Genomic DNA, 15,343 nt, shown 5'->3' on the forward strand with positions numbered 1-15,343 from the left:
ACCGGCACCGGCACCGGCACCGGCACCGGCACCGGCACCACGCTCAGAAGTGGCGCAGCAGTTCGGGGAAGGCCCCGAGCCGCAGCGTCGCCTGGTCCGGGTCGAGGTCCTCGTGCTCCAGCACCCAGGTGTGCTCGTGCGGGATGAAGACGGTGCGCAGCCCGGCCCGGTGGGCGGGGGCGATGTCGGACTTGGGTGAGTTGCCGATCATCCAGGTCCGGTCCGGGTCGAGGCCGAGGTCGGCGGTGAGCTGCCGGTAGGTGTCGACGGACTTCTCGGCGACGATGTGGACGCCCCGGAAGTGGTGGTCGATCGTGGACCGCTCGACCTTGCCCCGCTGCTCGTCCTGGTCGCCCTTGGTGAGGAGGAGCAGGTGGTGGCGGTCGGCGAGGGCGGTGAGGGTGTCGGCGACGCCGGGGATCAGTTCGACCCGCCGGTCGCTCAGCGGGGCGAGCAGGTCGTCGATCCCGGCCTGCTCGGCCGGGGTGGGGGTGCGGCCGTCGTTGAGCTGTCGCAGGCAGTCGGCGAGGCTCTGCCGGAAGACGGCGGCGCCGTAGCCGAGGGCGGCGGAGTTGGCGGCCTCGATCCCGTCCAGGACGGTCCGGGCGCGGTCCCGCTCCTCGGGGGCGGCGACCCAGGCCAGGAAGCCGTCGATGACCCGCTCGAAGAGGACGTTGTTCTCCCAGAGCGTGTCGTCGGCGTCGAAGATGAGGGTCTGGTCGGTGTGCATCCGGTGGTCTCCAGGGAGGGTGCGTCAGGCGGGGGCGAACAGGCGGGCGGCGCGGTCGAGGGTCTCGCGGAGGTTCTCCTCGGTGGTGCGCTGCCGGGCCTCCTCGACGGTGAGCCACTCCAGTGGGGAGGCCGGGTTCTCGGGCCGGGCCCGGTCCGGGGTGCCGGTCGCCAGGAGGAAGCGCAGGTCGGCGTGGTCGTGGGCGGGTTCGGTGGCCGAGGCGGGGACGGGCACCACGGCGAGGTGGACGAGGTCGGGGCCCGGCCACGGGGTGAGGTCGGTCAGCCCGGTCTCCTCCCGGCCCTCGCGCAGCGCGATGTCCAGGGCCCGGGTCTCGCCCGGGTCGCCGTGGCCGCCGACCTGCAGCCAGGCCTGCTGGCGGACGTGCCAGCGCAGCAGGACGCGGCGGGTCGGCGGGTGGACGATCAGCGCGGAGGCGGTGAAGTGGAGGGGGAAGGTGCCGCGGTCCCAGGCGTCAGGGGTGCCGAGGAGGCCGCGGGCCCGCTCGTGGTCGGCGGTCTCCGTGGGGCCCTGCGGCCGGTGGCCGTCCAGCAGTCGGGCCAGGTCCGGGCTGTGCGGCGGGCCGTCCGTGGTCACCATGGATCTGCGCTCCTCGTTCTGCTGTCCTGCTGTCCTGTTGGCCCGTCGGCCCGTTGGCCCGTCGGCCCGCTGCCGGGCACTCGGCGGCTCGCCTGCCCGACCACCCGGGCGGCCGCCCGACCCACTGCCGAACGGCGCCGTGCCGCGTCAACCGGCTTACGGGAAACGGGTGGTGGGGCCGGGTGGTGGGGCCGGGTGCCGCCGGTCGCGGCGGACCCGCGCAGCCTAGCCCGGGGGCTGTCGGCGGGCCCACCGGTTTTCACCCCGGCGCACCGGCGGGACGGCCGCGCCGCGAGGCCCGTACCGGCCGGTCGGGGCGTTGCCCGGAGGCCGTAGCCTGAGGTGATCGTTTACGGACAGGTGGAGGGATGTCGTCATGGTGGCTGCTCCGGCGCTCGCCGAGCTGCGCGAGGTGTGCCAGCCGCAGGCCAAGCTGCAGAGCCGCAACGGTGAACACTGGGCGGGCCGGCTGTACATGCGGCGGATCTCGCTGCGGACCACCCGGCAGCTGGTCCGCACCTCGGTGTCGCCGAACACCCTCACCTGGGTGATGGTGGTGTGCGGGGTCGGCGGCGGCGCGGCCCTGCTGATCCCGGGCCTGACCGGCGCGGTGCTGGCCGCCGTCCTGTTCCAGCTGTTCCTGCTGTTCGACTGCGTGGACGGCGAAGTGGCGCGCTGGAAGCGCCAGTTCAGCATCGCCGGGGTGTACGTGGACCGGCTCGGCGCCTATCTGGCGGACGCGGCATTGATGATCGGCGCGGGCGTCCGGGCGGCGCGCGGCGGCTCGGAGCTGTGGGTGTCGGCGGGCCTGGCGGCGGCGCTGGGCGTGGTCCTGCTGAAGGCCTCGACGGACCTGGTGGACGTCGCCCGGGCCCGCAGCGGGCAGGCTCCGGCGGACGAGGAGTCCACGCAGCCGCGTTCGCAGGGCATCGCGACGGCCCGCCGGCTCGCCTCGGTGTTCAAGATCCACCGGGTGACCAACGGCATCGAGGCCTCGCTGGTGCTGCTGGCGGCGGCAGCCGTGGACGCCGGGCTCGGCAACCTGGACGCGACCCGGGCGACGCTCGCGGGGATCACGGTGATCACCTGGGGCATGGTGGTGGCGCACCTGGCGTCGATCCTGTCCTCCTCGCGCCTGCGCTGAACACGCGCCTGCGCTGAACGCCGGGCCCGTCCCCCGCGGACGGGGTGACCCGCCCCTCCCCCGCCGGGGGGAGGGGGTGCGGCGAAGCCCGTCGCCGGGCGGACGCGACGGGCGGGGGCCGGGCGGGAGGGTGAGGGCATGACGTCGACCCAGCCCCTCGCCGCCGCGACCGACGGCGCCGATGCCACCGACACCGCTGACACCGCCGACACCGTCGGCATCGCCGCCGCCGCCGTTCCCGCCCCGCCCCGGTGGGCCGTGCGGGCCGCCCAGGTCGCGGCCCTCACCGCGCTGCCGGCCGGCCTGTGGCGGCTCGCGCTGGTCGCGGGCCTGCACGGCGGGTACACCGACGCGGGCTACCGGGCGATGGGCTTCACCGGGTGGGGCGCGGTGTGGCCGGTCTTCCTGAGCCTGTCCACGGAGGCACTGGCGCTGCTCACCCTCGGGCTGGTCCGCCCCTGGGGCACGGTCCCGCCGCGCTGGGTCCCGTTCGTCGGCGGGCGCCCGGTCGACCCGCGCGCGGTGGTCCTCGCGGCCTCGCTCGGCGCCGCCGCCCTGGCCCTGCTCTGGACGCCCTTCGTCGCGTGGTGGGCCCTGCCGGGTACGGACATGACCCCGCGCGGCCACGTCCTGGTCGGCTTCCTCTACCTGCCCGCCGTCGCCTGGGCCCCGCTGCTGGCCGCCGTCACCGTCTCGTACCACCGCCGCCACCGGGCCGCGGCGGCACTCCCGCGCGTAGCCTGAAGGCCCGGCCCGGCCCGACCCGACCCGCGCGGCCCGACACGGCATGCGGATGTGACGGGGATCACCGCATCGCGCGGGGCCGGCCGGACAGGACCGGGTGTGGAGCAATCGATACGGGCGCGGATCCGCGCCGGGGACGCCGCGGCGTTCGGGCAGGTCTTCGAGGACCATGCCCGGACCGTCTACCGGCACGCGGTACGGATGACCGGGGACCGGTCCGCCGCCGAGGACGTGGTCTCGCTGACCTTCCTGGAGGCCTGGCGGCTGCGCGGCCGGATCTCCCCCGACGGGGACAGCCTGGCGCCGTGGCTGCTGGGGATCGCCGGCAATGTCATCCGCAACACCCGCCGGGCGGCCCGCCGGCACCAGAAGGCGATGGCGAAGCTGCCGCCGCGCGAGGCCGTGCCGGACTTCTCCGGCGAGTTGGCGGGGCGGATCGCCGACGCCGAGGAGCTGGCCGCCGCGAAGGCCGCGTTGGAGCAGCTGCGGCCGGCCGAGCGGGAGGTCTTCGCGCTCTGCGTGTGGGAGGGGCTGGACCACGCGGCCGCCGCCGAGGCGCTCGGCCGACCGGTGGGGACGGTCCGCTCCCGGCTCTCGCGTGCCCGCACCCGGCTGCGGGAGCTGACGGCACGGGAGTTGGCCGCGACGCGCTCGGGACGGGACTTGGCCGCGACGCGCTCGGCAGGGGCGGTGCAACGCCCGGAGGGCACCGGACAGGTATCAGGTGACCGCGCCCCCGCGGTCCGGTCGACCAAGGAGACGATCCGATGAGCGCCACCCCCCGGCACCGGTCCGAACAGGCCGATCGGGCGGCAGGGGCCGATCGGGAGGAGCTGACCCGGCTGCTGCCGGCCGCCACCGCTCCGGAACTCTCCCCCGGCCGCCACCTCCTGCTCAAGGAGCACCTGTTGGACAGCATCACCGACACCCCCCGGCGCACACCCCGCCGACGCGGCCTGCTGCTGGGCGCGGCCCTGCCGGTGGGCCTGGCCGCCGCCCTGGCCGGTGTCCTCCTCGCCACCGGGACGGACGGCTCCCCGGCCGGCGCCGACGACAGCGGCCGGTCGCTGGGCAGCGCCGAGAACGCCGGGTACACCCTGGAGAGCGCCCAGGACGTCGTCCGGCTCACCATCCTGGAGCAGTACAAGCCGGTGGACACGCAGCAGTTGCAGCGCGATTTCGACCGGTTCGGGATCCGCGCCCGGGTCTACGCGGGCGAGCCCGGCTGCCAGACCAAGCGGCCGGAGCAGCCCCGGAACGTGGACCTCAACGCCGGCTGGGACATCGAGGTCCGGCCCGGCAACGAGCCGATGGTGCTCACCGTCCACCCGCGCGAGCTGCCGAAGGGCACCGAGATCTTCGTCTACCTGCCGCTGGCCAAGACCGATCCGGCCAACAGCTTCCGGGAGTTGGAGGCCGGGCTGATGAAGTCCCCCGGCCCCTCGTGCCTGGAGTCCAGGGTCTTCGTCAATCCGCTGGCGAGCCTGCTCCCGACCGCTCCGCCGCCGGCGCCGTGATCCCGGCCCGCCGCTGAAGGCGCCGCGCCCCGCTAGCCTTCCCCGCCGTCCCGGTCCCCGCCTTCCCCGTCCCCGTCTTCCCCGTCCTCGCCGCCTTCGTCCCCACCGCGGGCGTAGGCGGCGAGGACGGTGTCGAGCAGGCCGGGGAAGCGGAGCTGCAGGTCGGCGTCGCGCAGGGCGGAGAAGCGGCGGTTGGCCTCCTCCCGCTGGGTGATCAGGCCGGACTCGCGCAGCACCTTGAAGTGGTGGCTGAGGGTGGAGGGCGCGACGTCGACCGGGAAGGTGCCGCAGGCCCGTTCGGGTTCGGCGCGCAGAACGCGGACGATGGTCATCCGGGTGGGGTCGGAGAGCGCGTGCAGGACGTCGAGGAGATCGATCTCCTCGGTCGCGGGATGGGCGGGCGCCGGTCGGCGGCGGGTGCTGCGGGGCACGGTCAGACCTCCCTGATCTGCGATGTTCGACATCCATAGAAATGGCGTGGTACCACTGCCCCACGTCAATTTCGTAGTTCGTCGAACATCGTAGTCCAGGGGGACCGACATGCGCGCACTGGTGATGACCGCACCCGGTGGAGCGGAGCACTCGCAGATCCGGGAGGTCGGGGTGCCGCACCCCGGGCCCGGCGAGGTGGCGGTCGACGTCGCCTACGCCGGACTGAACTTCGTGGACGTGATGGCCCGCCGCGGCGACGCCGGCTACACCGCCGAGTGGCCCTACCGGCCCGGCAAGGAGGTGTCCGGCACGGTCCGGGAGGTCGGCGAGGGCGTCACCGGGCTCGCCGTCGGCGACCGGGTGGTGGCCGCGCCGGTCGGCGCCGGGCTCGCGGAGGTCGCGATCGCCGACGCCGCGCTCACCGTGCCGCTCCCGAACGGGGTGTCGCTGCGCGAAGCCGCCGCCGTCCCGCTGGGCCTGGCCACCGCCGTGCTGCTGCTGACCGACGCCGGCCGCTTCGAGGCCGGGGACACCGTCCTGGTGCACTCGGCGGGCGGCGGGATCGGCCAGGCCGTCGCCGGCCTCGTCCCGCTGCTCGGCGGCGGCCGGCTGATCGGCACCGTCGGCCGGCCCGGGAAGGCCGCCGCCGCGACCGCCTCCGGCTACGACCACGCCTTCGCCCGCGACGAGGCGCTGTCCGAGGCCGTCCGGGCCGCCACCGGCGGACGGGGCGTCGACCTCGTCCTCGACCCGCTGGGCACCGAGGCCCTGGACCTCGACCTCGCCGTCGCGGCACCCGGCGCCCGGATCGTCCTGTTCGGCAACGCGGGCGGCGGCGCCGTCGCCGACCTGCCGCCGCTCGGCCGCCTGATGGCGGGCAACCTCAGCGTCACCGGCTTCAGCCACCGCGGCCTGGCCGCCACCGCCCCGGAGCGGCTCGCCCGCGCCATCCGCCGCGTCCTCGACCTGCTCGCCGGCGGCGGCCTGGAGCTGCCGGTCACCGAACTGCCCGGCCTGGCCGCCGTCCCGGCTGCCCATGACGCGATGGAGGCGAGGCAGGCGACGGGCAAGTACGTGGTACGGGTGGCCGGTTGAGCCGTCCGGCGGGGATCCCCCGCGCGGGAGGCCGGCTCCGACGGCCTCCCGCGCCGGACCCGCGGGTTCGCGGGTTCGCGGGTTCGCGGGTTCGCTCCGCTTGGCGCCGCCCCGCTTGGCGCCGCGCGCCCGGGCATAGCCCCCGGCCCGGCGGCGTTGGGCCGGGCATGACCAAGATTCTGGTGATCGGCGCGAACGGCAGCGTGGGCAGGCATGTCGCCGCGTCACTGGCCGAGGGCGGCCACGAGACAAGGGCATTGGTACGGGAGCCGGCAACGGCCGTGCTGCCCAAGGGAGTCGAGGCCTTCCGGGGGGACCTGTCGGCACCGGAGAGCCTGGAGCCCGCGCTGACCGGCGGGGTCGGGGCGGTGTACCTGATGTGGCCCGGGCTGCCCGTGGAGCCCCGGGTCGTCGAGCTGATCGCCCGGCACGCCGAGCGGGTCGTCTACCTCTCGGCGGACGTGGCCGACCTCGCGGACGACGAGCCTGCGGTGGTCTTCCACCAGGAGGTCGAGCGGCTGATCCGGCGGTCGGGCCCGCGCTGGACCTTCGTCCGGGCGATCGACTTCGCGGGCAACCTGCTCGCCTGGGCCGACCAGGTGCGCGGGGGCGTGGTCCGTTGGCCGTACGGGCGGGCCCGCCGCTCGCTGGTGCACGAGCGGGACATCGCCGACGTCGTGGTGCGGGCGCTCACCGAGGACGGGCACGATGGCGCCCGGTACGTGGTCACCGGGCCGGAGTCGCTCTCGCACGCCGAGTTGGCGGGGATCATCGGCGAGGAGCTGGGTATCGGGGTGCGGTGGGAGGAGCTGCCGCCGGAGACGGCCCGCGCGGAGCTGACGGCGGCCTGGGGGAACGCGGCGTTCGTGGAGTCCCGGCTGCGGGCGTGGGAGTCGTTCACGCGTGAGCCGGAACGGGTGACGGACACGGTGGAGCGGGTGCTCGGCCGGCCGCCGCGCGACATCCGCACCTGGGTGCGCGACCACGCGGCGGACTTCCGGTAGGTGCCCGACGCGCACCGGGAGCCGGTCACCGGGCGCCGGGAGCCGGGCACCCGGAGCCGGTCAGCGGCTCCCGGCCGGCGCCTCCAGCGAGTCGAGCCAGCGCAGCAGCCGGGCGCCCTCCCGGGTCATGACGCCCGGGTCGCGCAGGGCGTTGGCCAGCAGCGACATGCCCTGGTAGCCGGCGACCAGGGTGAGCGCCAGGCCGTCCGGGTCGGGCAGGCCGAGTTCGCGGAACTGCCCGGCGGCCCAGTCCAGCAGTCGCCGGATCACCGCGCCGGCCTCCGCGTCCAGGACCCCGTCGGCCCGTTTGTCGAGTTCGACGGCCAGGGTGCCGGTCGGGCAGCCGAACCGGGCGGCGGTGTCGCGCTGCCCGATCCAGGCCTCGACCAGGGCCTTGAGCCGGTCCCGCGGGTCGGCCAGCCGGCCCAGTTCCTCGGCGAGTTCGTCCAGGTGCGTGCCGTGCTCGGCCAGTGCGGCGCGGACCAGCTCGTCCTTGGTCTTGAAGTAGTAGTAGACGTTCCCGACCGGGACGTCCGCCTCGCGCGCGATGTCGGCGAGCGTCGTGCGTTCGACGCCCTGCTCGTGGAGGACCCTGGCCGCGGCGGCCGTGAGCCGCCGGCGCTTCTGCGACGCCGCCGCGCGCCGGTTCACTGAGTCAGTCACCCGACTCACTATAGACAGCCACCGGTGGTCGCGTGCTACGGTCTTTCTAAGTCAGTCGACTAACTCACAACGGGAGGGGATCTCGATGATCACAGTGACGGGCGCCACCGGCACCATCGGACGGACGCTGGTGGAGCTGCTGGCCGGGGCGGGCGAGGAGGTCGTGGCCGTGTCGCGACAGGAGCAGCCCACGCAGCCGGCGCAGCCCGCAGGACCCGCACAGGGCAGGGCCGGTGTCCGGTGGGCGCGGGGCACCGTCGGCGACGCCGCGGGCCTGCGGCCCGCCCTCGAAGGGTCCCGGGCACTGTTCGTCGTACTGGGCGGCGAGCTCAACAGCCGGGGCGAGAACCCGGACGCCCTGATGTCCGCCGCCGCGGACGCCGGCATCGAGCGGGTCGTCCTGGTCTCCTCGCAGGTCAGCGCCACCCGCCCGGAGGCGGTCTCGCACGCCCGGCTGCGGGAGTTCGAGTCCGCCGTGCGCACCTCCGGACTCGGCTTCACCGTCCTGCGCCCCGGCGGCTTCGCCTCCAACGCCTTCGCCTGGGCCGAGACGGTCCGCACCGAACGCCGGGTCTTCGCCCCGTTCGGCGACGTGGCGCTGCCCGTCGTCGACCCGGCGGACATCGCGGCGGTCGCAGCGGCCTCACTGCGCGAGGACGGGCACGCCGGTCGGACGTACGAGCTCACCGGCCCCGCGCCCGTCAGCCCGCGCGAGCAGGCCGCGGCGCTGGCGGAAGCCCTCGGCGAGGAGGTGGCCTTCGTGGAGCTGTCCCGCGAGCAGGCCCACGCCCACCTGGCGCGGTTCATGCCGGAGCAGGTCATCGCCGGCACCCTGGACGTCCTCGGCGTCCCGCTCCCCGCCGAAGTGGCGGTCAGCGCCGACGTGGAGGCGGTGCTGGGGCGCCCGGCCGCGCCCTTCCACGCGTGGGCCGCGCGCAACCTGGCCGCGTTCCGGTAGCGGCAGGTCACAGCGGGACCCGCCCACCCGAAGGCCGGGCGGACGGGTCAGGCGGAGCGGACGGGGCGGGCGTTCGGACGGGGCGGGCAGGCGGGTCGGTCCGCGCGGTCCGGGCTCCGTCCGCTACTCGGCCGGCGGCGGAATGACCGGGACGAGGATCAGCCGGCTGGTGGCGTCCACCGCCCCGGCCATGGCGGTCAGCTGGACCTGGTACTTGATGGGGTTGTTCCGCGCGTTCCAGAGCTGGGTGGCGTTGAGCCAGGCGACCTCGCGGGCCGTCGACATGCTGAAGGCGCTGACGGCGTGCTTGAGCTGCTCGGCAGGCGCGGTGGCGACCTTGGCGATCTGCAGCTCGAACTCGGCCCGGATCTCCGCCTCGACACTGGCGAGCAGGTCGTTGACCTTCTCGTAGTCCTCGTGGACCGGCGGGTTCTCCGGCGCCGTGTTCCGCTCCTTGCAGGTCTCCACGACGGCCAGGGCGAGGTCGTGGTTGATGTGGGCGTTCATGCCGGCCAGGGCGAACTGGATGGGCCAGATCGTCCGGTTGCCGCGCACCGGTGGGGCACTGAGTGGCCATCACAATCCTTCCGTGGGTGGGGTCGTGCGATGACGGATCATGTCGACACGAGCTGGAAGATAGTGCACGGACCACCGGAAGGCGGGGAGGCTGCGCACGGGGGCTGCCGGGAGTCACCTTGACCTGAAGTCAGCTTGAGGTTCTAGCGTGATCCCCGGGTGATCATCAGCCCCATCCGCCACCAGGAGGAGCAGTCGTGATTCTCGTAACGGGAGCCACCGGGAACATCGGACGTGCGCTGCTCGACGAGCTGCGGGCAGGCGGAGCCGGGCCGCTCAGGGGCCTCACCCGCGATGCCGCGAGCGCGGCCTTCCCCGACGGGGTCGCGGCCGTCGAAGGCAGCCTCGCCGACACCGCGTCGCTGAAACCCGCGTTGACCGGGGTGCGTTCGCTGTTCCTCGTGTCGCGACTGGGCTCGGACGCCGAGATCCTCGACGCCGCCCGACAGGCGGGCGTGGAGCACGTGGTGCTCGTGTCGTCCATCACCGTCGAGACGCATCCGCACCTCGGCCCGGCAGCCGAGAACCTGGCTGTCGAGCGGCACCTCCAGGACAGCGGCATGGCCTGGACGGTCCTGCGGCCGACCCAGTTCGCCTCGAACTCCCTGATGTGGGCGGCGACGATCCGCGCCCACGGGACGGTCCGCGCGCCGTTCGCGGACACCGGGCTCCCCACGATCCACCCGGCGGACATCGCGTCGGTGGCGCGGGCGGCACTGACCGGACCCGGCCATCACGGGCAGGAGTACGCCCTGACCGGACCGGAGTTGGTGACCGCCCGGCAGCAGGCCGAGGCCATCGCGGCGGCACTGGGCCGGGAGGTGCCCTTCGCCGAGACCAGCCGGCAGGAGGCCCACGCCGGGATGGCCGCCGTCTTCGGGAGCGAGGCCGCCGACGCGGTGCTCGACGTCATGGGCGGGGACGTCAACGACGGGATACAGCGGGTGCGCGGCACCGTCGAAGAGGTCACCGGCTCCCCGGCCAGGCCGTTCCGGCAGTGGGCCGCCGAGAACGCCGCCGCCTTCCGCTGAACGGCCCGGCGCCGAGCCCGTCCGCCCGTCCGCCCGTCCCCCCACGGCAGTCGCCGCCGCGCCGGAGCGCGGCGGCGGTGCGGCAGCGGTGCGGCAGCGGTGCGGGTCCGCACAGGAAGTCGGCGGGGTCGACTTCCTGTGCGCGGGGCGATCGGGCCGGACACCGCGCCCCGGGGCCCTGGCCCGGTGCCGACTCAGGCGGTGGCCGGGTCCGCCGCGCCGGTGCCCTCGGCCACCGGCGCGGGAACCGACCGGAGTGCGGGCGCGGGCGGGGCGGGGATGACGGCGGCGACGGCAGCCGCGAGCAGGGCGACGCCGCAGCCGATCACCAGGCCGACCCGGAACCCGCCCTCCGAGGGCAGGGTGTGGCCGCCCAGGGTGACCGTCATCTGCGAGAGCACCACCCCGACGACGGCGGCGGACACCGAGGTGCCCAGCGAGCGCATCAGCGTGTTGAAGCTGTTGGCCGACGCCGTCGAGGAGAGCGGCACGGCGCTCATGATCAGCGCGGGCATCGCGCCGTACGCCAGGCCCACGCCGCCGTTGGAGACGATCGCGGCGACCAGCACGCCCCAGGTGGACCCCATCAGCGGCAGCGCCAGCCCGTAGCCGACGGCGATCGCCAGCGCGCCCATGACCAGGGTGAACTTCGGGCCGCGCGCGGCGGAGAGCCGGCCGCCCAGCGGGGAGACGATCATCATCATCAGCCCGCCCGGCGCCATCCACAGGCCCATCGCCAGCATCGACTGGCCCAGCCCGTAGCCGGTGGCCGTCGGCAGTTGCAGCAGCTGCGGCAGGATCAGGGCCTGGGCGTACATGCCGAAGCCGACCAGGACGGATGCGACGTTGGTCAGCAGCACCCGGGGGCGGGCGGTGACGCGCAGGTCCACCAGCGGGGCGGCGACCCGCAGCTCCCAGCGGGCCCAGAGCAGCAGGACGGCCGCGGCGAGAGTGAACAGGCCGAGGGTGCGGGTGCTCCCCCAGCCCCAGTCGCCGCCCTTGGAGACCGGCAGCAGCAAGCTGACCAGGCCGATGCTCAGTCCGGCGGCGCCGACGAAGTCGAAGCGCCCGCCGGCGGCGGGCCGGGCGGCGGGGGCGGGGGCCGGGACCACGGTCCGGATCATCAGGATGATGACGACTGTCAGGACGGCGGTGCCCCAGAACAGCACCCGCCAGCTGGCGTAGTCGGCGACCCCGGCGGCGATCGGCAGGCCGAGCCCGCCGCCGATCCCCATGGACGCGCTGACCAGTGCGATCGCCGAGCCGAGCCGTTCGGGCGGCAGGACGTCGCGCAGCAGGCTGATCCCGATCGGCACCAGCCCCATCCCCATGCCCTGGAGGGCCCGGCCGATGATCATCGGCACGACGGAGGAGGAGAGCGCGCACAGCACCGAGCCGAGCAGCAGCGGGACGCAGGAGGCGATGAGCATCGTCCGCTTGCCCAGCAGGTCGCCGAGGCGGCCGCTGATCGGGACGAAGACGGCGGCGGAGAGAAGGGTCGCGGTGATGACCCAGGAGGCGTTGGAGGCGGTGGTGTGCAGGAGCTGGGGCAGCTCGCTGATCAGCGGGGTGACCAGGGTCTGCATGATCGCGGCGACGGTGCCGGTGAACGCGAGCGTGGCGACGATCGGGCCGGTGCGGGCGACGGGTGCCCCGGCGGCTGCCGGGGTGGGGGTGGGGGCGGGGCCGTTGATGACGGGCCTCCTCGGGCCATCGGATGAGCAGAAGTGTGCGCATCACACATGATGTGCAGATAGCACAACAGGATCAGCGTACACACGATGTGCATGATGCACATCATGTGCGATACACACATCTCTGGCATACTGGACGTGATCCACGAAAAACCCGCAGGTCAACGCGGTGATGAAGGGACTTCGACATGCCCGGCCCCACGCACCAGGTGGCACTCGAATTTCTGGTGTTCGCTCGACACCGCGACCTGAGCCAGGTCGAGCAGCGCCCCGAGGGCAGCCAGCTCGAACGCACCGCCTACATCCTGCTCAGCCGCATCGACGCGCAGGGCCCGATGTCCATCGGACAGTTGAGCGACGCGTTCGGCCTGGACGTCTCCACGCTCAACCGCCAGACGGCGGCACTGAAGAACGCGGGACTACTGGACCGCATCCCCGACCCGGACGGCGGCATCGCCCGCAAGTTCCGGCTCACGGAGGACGGACGGCAGCGGCTGACCGAGGAACGGGCGGCGCACGTACGAGCGCTGGACCTGGTGATGGCCGACTGGCCCGAAGAGGATGTGGAGGCCTTCGCCGGATACCTGCGCCGCTTCAACACCAGCATCGAGGGGATCGACGGACGGCCCTGGCCCCGGGGGTGACGCGGCTTCGCGACCCCCCGGGCCGAGCGAAGGGCCTACGCGGGGTAGTAGGGGCCGCGCGGGGGCCGGGGATGGGTATCCCGATTGCGCTTGTACTCGCGCAGGAGCGCGAGGAGGTTGACGAGAGTGCTGGCCGGGATGTTGCCGACATCGACCAGACGGCGACCCTGGAGGTTGATCTCGCCGGAGGTCGCAGAGGGCCAGAGGAGCCCGAACTCCCGCCCCTCGGTCCGGAGTTCGACGATCAGCTGAGTGAGCTGACGCGAGCTGAGGTGGAGCAGGGCCGGATCGGTGGGGCGGATGGGGAGGTGGGCGCTCACGCGGCACCGTCCAGCTGCAGCTCGAACCAGACGGTCTTGCCGAGCTTCTGGGGATCGACGCCCCAGCGGTGGGTGAGGCCGGCGACGAGCTGGAGGCCCCTGCCGGACTCGGCGAGGACGGAGAGGGACTGCTGCTCCGGGAGGCTCGGACTGCGGTCGGAGACCGTGACACGGAGGGTGTTGGAGAGGAAGAGGATGAGGACGACCGGGGAGGTCGTCCCGCCGTGACGCCAGGCGTTGACGATCAGTTCGACCAGGGCGAGCTCGGCGTCCGCGATGGAGGAGGGCGGCCACCCGGCGAGGGTCATGCCGTCGCGCAGGGCATCGCGGGAGAGCGCGAGGGAGGGGGAGTTGAGGTTGCGCACAGGGGTCTCCCGGAGGGGGAAAGGGTGAGACCGGCGGATGCGTCGCCGTGAACGAGCCCACTGGACATGGGTGTTCTTCGGTGCCCGAGCGGCGTTCTGACGATCCGTTCGGTGATCGGTGCATCACAGACTGTAGGGCATCATCACTCACATGTGCCACCAGATCGGGAAACATGGTCCACCCATAGGCGCTGGACTGTTGACTGGGCGGCGTAGATGCTTGGGCCATGCCACCACGTACCACCCCATCAGCCAGGCAGGAACGGTTGGGCATCGAGCTGCGGAAAATGCGAGACCGCGCCCGCCAAACGACCGCCCAGGCCGCAGCCGTCTTCGGACTGGATCGAACGAAGATCACTCAGGTTGAGAAGGGGCACTACCCGATCACGGCTGAGCGAGTCCGCACGCTCGCCGAAGCCTTCGGCGAGACCGATGCCGCGTACATCGAGGCTCTCGCAGCCATGGCTGAAGACAGGCGCAAGGGCTGGTGGGACGAATATCGAGGCTTCGTTCCGCAGGGCTTTCTCGACATCTGCGAGTTTGAGCACCATGCAAAGGGCATGTGCTCCTACCAGATCTGCCACCCGCCAGGCCCCATGCAATCGGAGCGCTACAGCCGCGCGATTTTCCAGGACCTTCAGGTCCAGCTGACTCCGCGCGCAGTGGAGACGCGCGTCGAGCAACGGATGCAGCGATCCGAGATGTTGATGGCGAAGGGCACCCATCCATACACGGCGATCGTCCACGAGGCGGCCCTCCGCATGCAGTTCGGCGGCCGCGACGTGGCACGGGAACAACTGGACTGGATGCTGGAGTTGTCCCAACTGCCACATGTCACGCTTCGAGTGATCAGCTTCGCGGCCGGCGGCTTCAAGGGGCCTGGCCAGGCCATCAACTACGCGAATGGGCCCGTGCCCAGGCTTGACACCGTCAGTTACGACTCGATGGAAGGGCCGATCTTCCTCCACCTGACCGAACATCTCAAGGAGTACCGTTCGGTCGTTGAACAGATGGCTGACAGGTCTCTCTCGGTAGCGAACTCCCGCGATCTGATCGCGAAAATCAAGAAGGAGATATAGCCGATGGAGAACCGCTCCTGGATGCGGCCGAGTGCATGCGCCAATGCCAGCAACTGCCCAGAGGTATCAATCAACCCCGACGCCGTGTACGTCCGCAGCAGCCTCCTGCCCGACGCCATCGCCCAGCTCACCCCCACCGAATGGCGCGACCTGGTCTCCGCCATCCGCGCCGGGGAGTTCGACGCCTGACCCAACCAGAGCGGGCGGGCCGTTCGACGAACGGCCCGCCCTCCCCTCACACCGCCTTCGCCGTGGCCCGTACACCGAAGTGCACGTACCGCCAAAATCAGCTCCCACACCAGCGGATCGGACATATCCGCAAGCCCGTCCGTCCCCTCATAAGCGTGAGCGTCAACGCGACGCCCTCACCACTCCGATCCCTGATCGTCATTGCGGCGATGAGAGATCGAGCATGCGGCTTCGACGAGTCGCGCGACCTCATCTTCCGCACAGTGAAGACCACGTGAGAGGAACCGTCATGGATGAAATCGCCTGGCAGACGCCCACTGCGTGCGGAGACGGGAACAACTGCCCAGAGGTGGCTATCACTTCCCACGCCGTTTACGTCCGCAGCAGCCGCCTGCCCGACGCCATCGCCCGACTCACCACCGATGAATGGCGCGACCTCGTCTCAGCCATTCGCGCCGGGGAGTTCGATCTGTAGCATTCCTGGTAGAGGGAGGGGGCCCATGAGCCAACTACCGTGGAGGCGCCCGGCCGCATGCGCCAATGCCAGCAACTGTCCGG

Annotated in this window: 20 protein-coding genes; 12 read left to right on the plus strand and 8 right to left on the minus strand. The window is 72.9% G+C overall.

Annotated elements, in window-relative coordinates; genetic code table 11:
• Positions 1-43 precede the first annotated feature (43 nt).
• Both ACFQ6N_RS26340 and ACFQ6N_RS26345 read right to left on the minus strand, forming a co-directional pair.
• On the minus strand, positions 44-730 hold the full coding sequence (locus ACFQ6N_RS26340) for an HAD family hydrolase (RefSeq protein ID WP_380653780.1): 687 nt from the start codon (positions 728-730) through the stop codon (positions 44-46).
• Positions 731-754: 24 nt separating this feature from the next.
• Positions 755-1,330 (minus strand): NUDIX hydrolase, encoded by a 576-nt coding sequence (locus ACFQ6N_RS26345; RefSeq protein ID WP_380653783.1) that lies wholly within the window; start codon positions 1,328-1,330, stop codon positions 755-757.
• Positions 1,331-1,706: 376 nt separating this feature from the next.
• On the opposite strand from ACFQ6N_RS26345, the gene ACFQ6N_RS26350 reads away from it, so the two are divergent.
• The 4 genes from ACFQ6N_RS26350 (at position 1,707) to ACFQ6N_RS26365 (ending at position 4,735) form a co-directional block, all read left to right on the plus strand.
• Positions 1,707-2,474, plus strand: coding sequence for a CDP-alcohol phosphatidyltransferase family protein (locus tag ACFQ6N_RS26350; protein ID WP_380653786.1), 768 nt, complete (start codon positions 1,707-1,709; stop codon positions 2,472-2,474).
• Between the two features lie 138 nt (positions 2,475-2,612).
• Positions 2,613-3,218, plus strand: coding sequence for a hypothetical protein (locus ACFQ6N_RS26355; protein ID WP_380653789.1), 606 nt, complete (start codon positions 2,613-2,615; stop codon positions 3,216-3,218).
• Between the two features lie 99 nt (positions 3,219-3,317).
• The gene (locus ACFQ6N_RS26360) at positions 3,318-3,989 is read left to right on the plus strand and encodes an RNA polymerase sigma factor (RefSeq protein ID WP_380653791.1); all 672 of its coding nucleotides are present in this window, start codon (positions 3,318-3,320) and stop codon (positions 3,987-3,989) included.
• Positions 3,986-4,735 carry a hypothetical protein gene (locus tag ACFQ6N_RS26365; RefSeq protein WP_380653794.1) on the plus strand — a complete coding sequence of 250 codons (750 nt, stop codon included), beginning with the start codon at positions 3,986-3,988 and terminating at the stop codon, positions 4,733-4,735. The genes ACFQ6N_RS26360 and ACFQ6N_RS26365 overlap by 4 nt, the downstream gene beginning before the upstream one ends.
• A gap of 32 nt (positions 4,736-4,767) precedes the next feature.
• On the opposite strand, the gene ACFQ6N_RS26370 is transcribed toward ACFQ6N_RS26365, so the two are convergent.
• Entirely contained in the window at positions 4,768-5,166 is a 399-nt protein-coding gene (locus ACFQ6N_RS26370; RefSeq protein WP_380653796.1) for an ArsR/SmtB family transcription factor, read from the minus strand.
• A gap of 109 nt (positions 5,167-5,275) precedes the next feature.
• Here ACFQ6N_RS26370 and ACFQ6N_RS26375 point away from each other — a divergent pair, with 109 nt between their 5' ends.
• Together ACFQ6N_RS26375 and ACFQ6N_RS26380 are read left to right on the plus strand one after the other, a co-directional pair.
• The gene (locus ACFQ6N_RS26375) at positions 5,276-6,262 is read left to right on the plus strand and encodes a zinc-binding alcohol dehydrogenase family protein (protein WP_380653799.1); all 987 of its coding nucleotides are present in this window, start codon (positions 5,276-5,278) and stop codon (positions 6,260-6,262) included.
• Between the two features lie 167 nt (positions 6,263-6,429).
• A complete protein-coding gene (locus ACFQ6N_RS26380; RefSeq protein ID WP_380653802.1) occupies positions 6,430-7,266 on the plus strand; it encodes an NmrA family NAD(P)-binding protein in 837 nt (278 codons plus the stop codon).
• Positions 7,267-7,326: 60 nt separating this feature from the next.
• Here the strand turns inward: ACFQ6N_RS26380 and ACFQ6N_RS26385 are convergent, their stop codons facing one another.
• Positions 7,327-7,929 (minus strand): TetR/AcrR family transcriptional regulator, encoded by a 603-nt coding sequence (locus ACFQ6N_RS26385; protein WP_380653805.1) that lies wholly within the window; start codon positions 7,927-7,929, stop codon positions 7,327-7,329.
• 85 nt (positions 7,930-8,014) lie between these two features.
• On the opposite strand from ACFQ6N_RS26385, the gene ACFQ6N_RS26390 reads away from it, so the two are divergent.
• The gene (locus ACFQ6N_RS26390) at positions 8,015-8,887 is read left to right on the plus strand and encodes an SDR family oxidoreductase (protein WP_380653808.1); all 873 of its coding nucleotides are present in this window, start codon (positions 8,015-8,017) and stop codon (positions 8,885-8,887) included.
• Positions 8,888-9,010: 123 nt separating this feature from the next.
• Here the strand turns inward: ACFQ6N_RS26390 and ACFQ6N_RS26395 are convergent, their stop codons facing one another.
• Positions 9,011-9,442 (minus strand): DUF5995 family protein, encoded by a 432-nt coding sequence (locus tag ACFQ6N_RS26395; RefSeq protein ID WP_380653811.1) that lies wholly within the window; start codon positions 9,440-9,442, stop codon positions 9,011-9,013.
• 218 nt (positions 9,443-9,660) lie between these two features.
• On the opposite strand from ACFQ6N_RS26395, the gene ACFQ6N_RS26400 reads away from it, so the two are divergent.
• A complete protein-coding gene (locus ACFQ6N_RS26400) occupies positions 9,661-10,494 on the plus strand; it encodes an SDR family oxidoreductase (protein ID WP_380653814.1) in 834 nt (277 codons plus the stop codon).
• 194 nt (positions 10,495-10,688) lie between these two features.
• Here ACFQ6N_RS26400 and ACFQ6N_RS26405 read toward each other — a convergent pair whose 3' ends face one another.
• Entirely contained in the window at positions 10,689-12,080 is a 1,392-nt protein-coding gene (locus ACFQ6N_RS26405; protein ID WP_380653816.1) for an MFS transporter, read from the minus strand.
• A 296-nt stretch (positions 12,081-12,376) separates the two neighbouring features.
• Here ACFQ6N_RS26405 and ACFQ6N_RS26410 point away from each other — a divergent pair, with 296 nt between their 5' ends.
• Positions 12,377-12,832, plus strand: a complete 456-nt coding sequence (locus ACFQ6N_RS26410) for a MarR family winged helix-turn-helix transcriptional regulator (RefSeq protein WP_380653819.1) — start codon at positions 12,377-12,379, stop codon at positions 12,830-12,832.
• A gap of 35 nt (positions 12,833-12,867) precedes the next feature.
• On the opposite strand, the gene ACFQ6N_RS26415 is transcribed toward ACFQ6N_RS26410, so the two are convergent.
• Both ACFQ6N_RS26415 and ACFQ6N_RS26420 read right to left on the minus strand, forming a co-directional pair.
• The gene (locus ACFQ6N_RS26415) at positions 12,868-13,152 is read right to left on the minus strand and encodes a hypothetical protein (RefSeq protein ID WP_380653822.1); all 285 of its coding nucleotides are present in this window, start codon (positions 13,150-13,152) and stop codon (positions 12,868-12,870) included.
• A complete protein-coding gene (locus ACFQ6N_RS26420; protein ID WP_380653825.1) occupies positions 13,149-13,517 on the minus strand; it encodes an ATP-binding protein in 369 nt (122 codons plus the stop codon). Before ACFQ6N_RS26420 ends, ACFQ6N_RS26415 begins: the two co-directional genes overlap by 4 nt.
• Positions 13,518-13,783: 266 nt before the next feature.
• Here ACFQ6N_RS26420 and ACFQ6N_RS26425 point away from each other — a divergent pair, with 266 nt between their 5' ends.
• From ACFQ6N_RS26425 to ACFQ6N_RS26435, 3 genes are all read left to right on the plus strand, one after another.
• Positions 13,784-14,596 carry a DUF5753 domain-containing protein gene (locus tag ACFQ6N_RS26425; RefSeq protein ID WP_380653828.1) on the plus strand — a complete coding sequence of 271 codons (813 nt, stop codon included), beginning with the start codon at positions 13,784-13,786 and terminating at the stop codon, positions 14,594-14,596.
• Positions 14,597-14,617: 21 nt separating this feature from the next.
• Positions 14,618-14,785, plus strand: coding sequence for a DUF397 domain-containing protein (locus ACFQ6N_RS26430; RefSeq protein ID WP_380653906.1), 168 nt, complete (start codon positions 14,618-14,620; stop codon positions 14,783-14,785).
• A 289-nt stretch (positions 14,786-15,074) separates the two neighbouring features.
• Complete coding sequence (locus ACFQ6N_RS26435; RefSeq protein ID WP_380653831.1) at positions 15,075-15,260, plus strand: DUF397 domain-containing protein; 186 nt, start codon at positions 15,075-15,077, stop codon at positions 15,258-15,260.
• Positions 15,261-15,343 lie beyond the last annotated feature (83 nt).

Origin of the sequence: Kitasatospora sp. NPDC056446, assembly GCF_042796115.1 — a bacterium.
Classification (GTDB): domain Bacteria; phylum Actinomycetota; class Actinomycetes; order Streptomycetales; family Streptomycetaceae; genus Kitasatospora.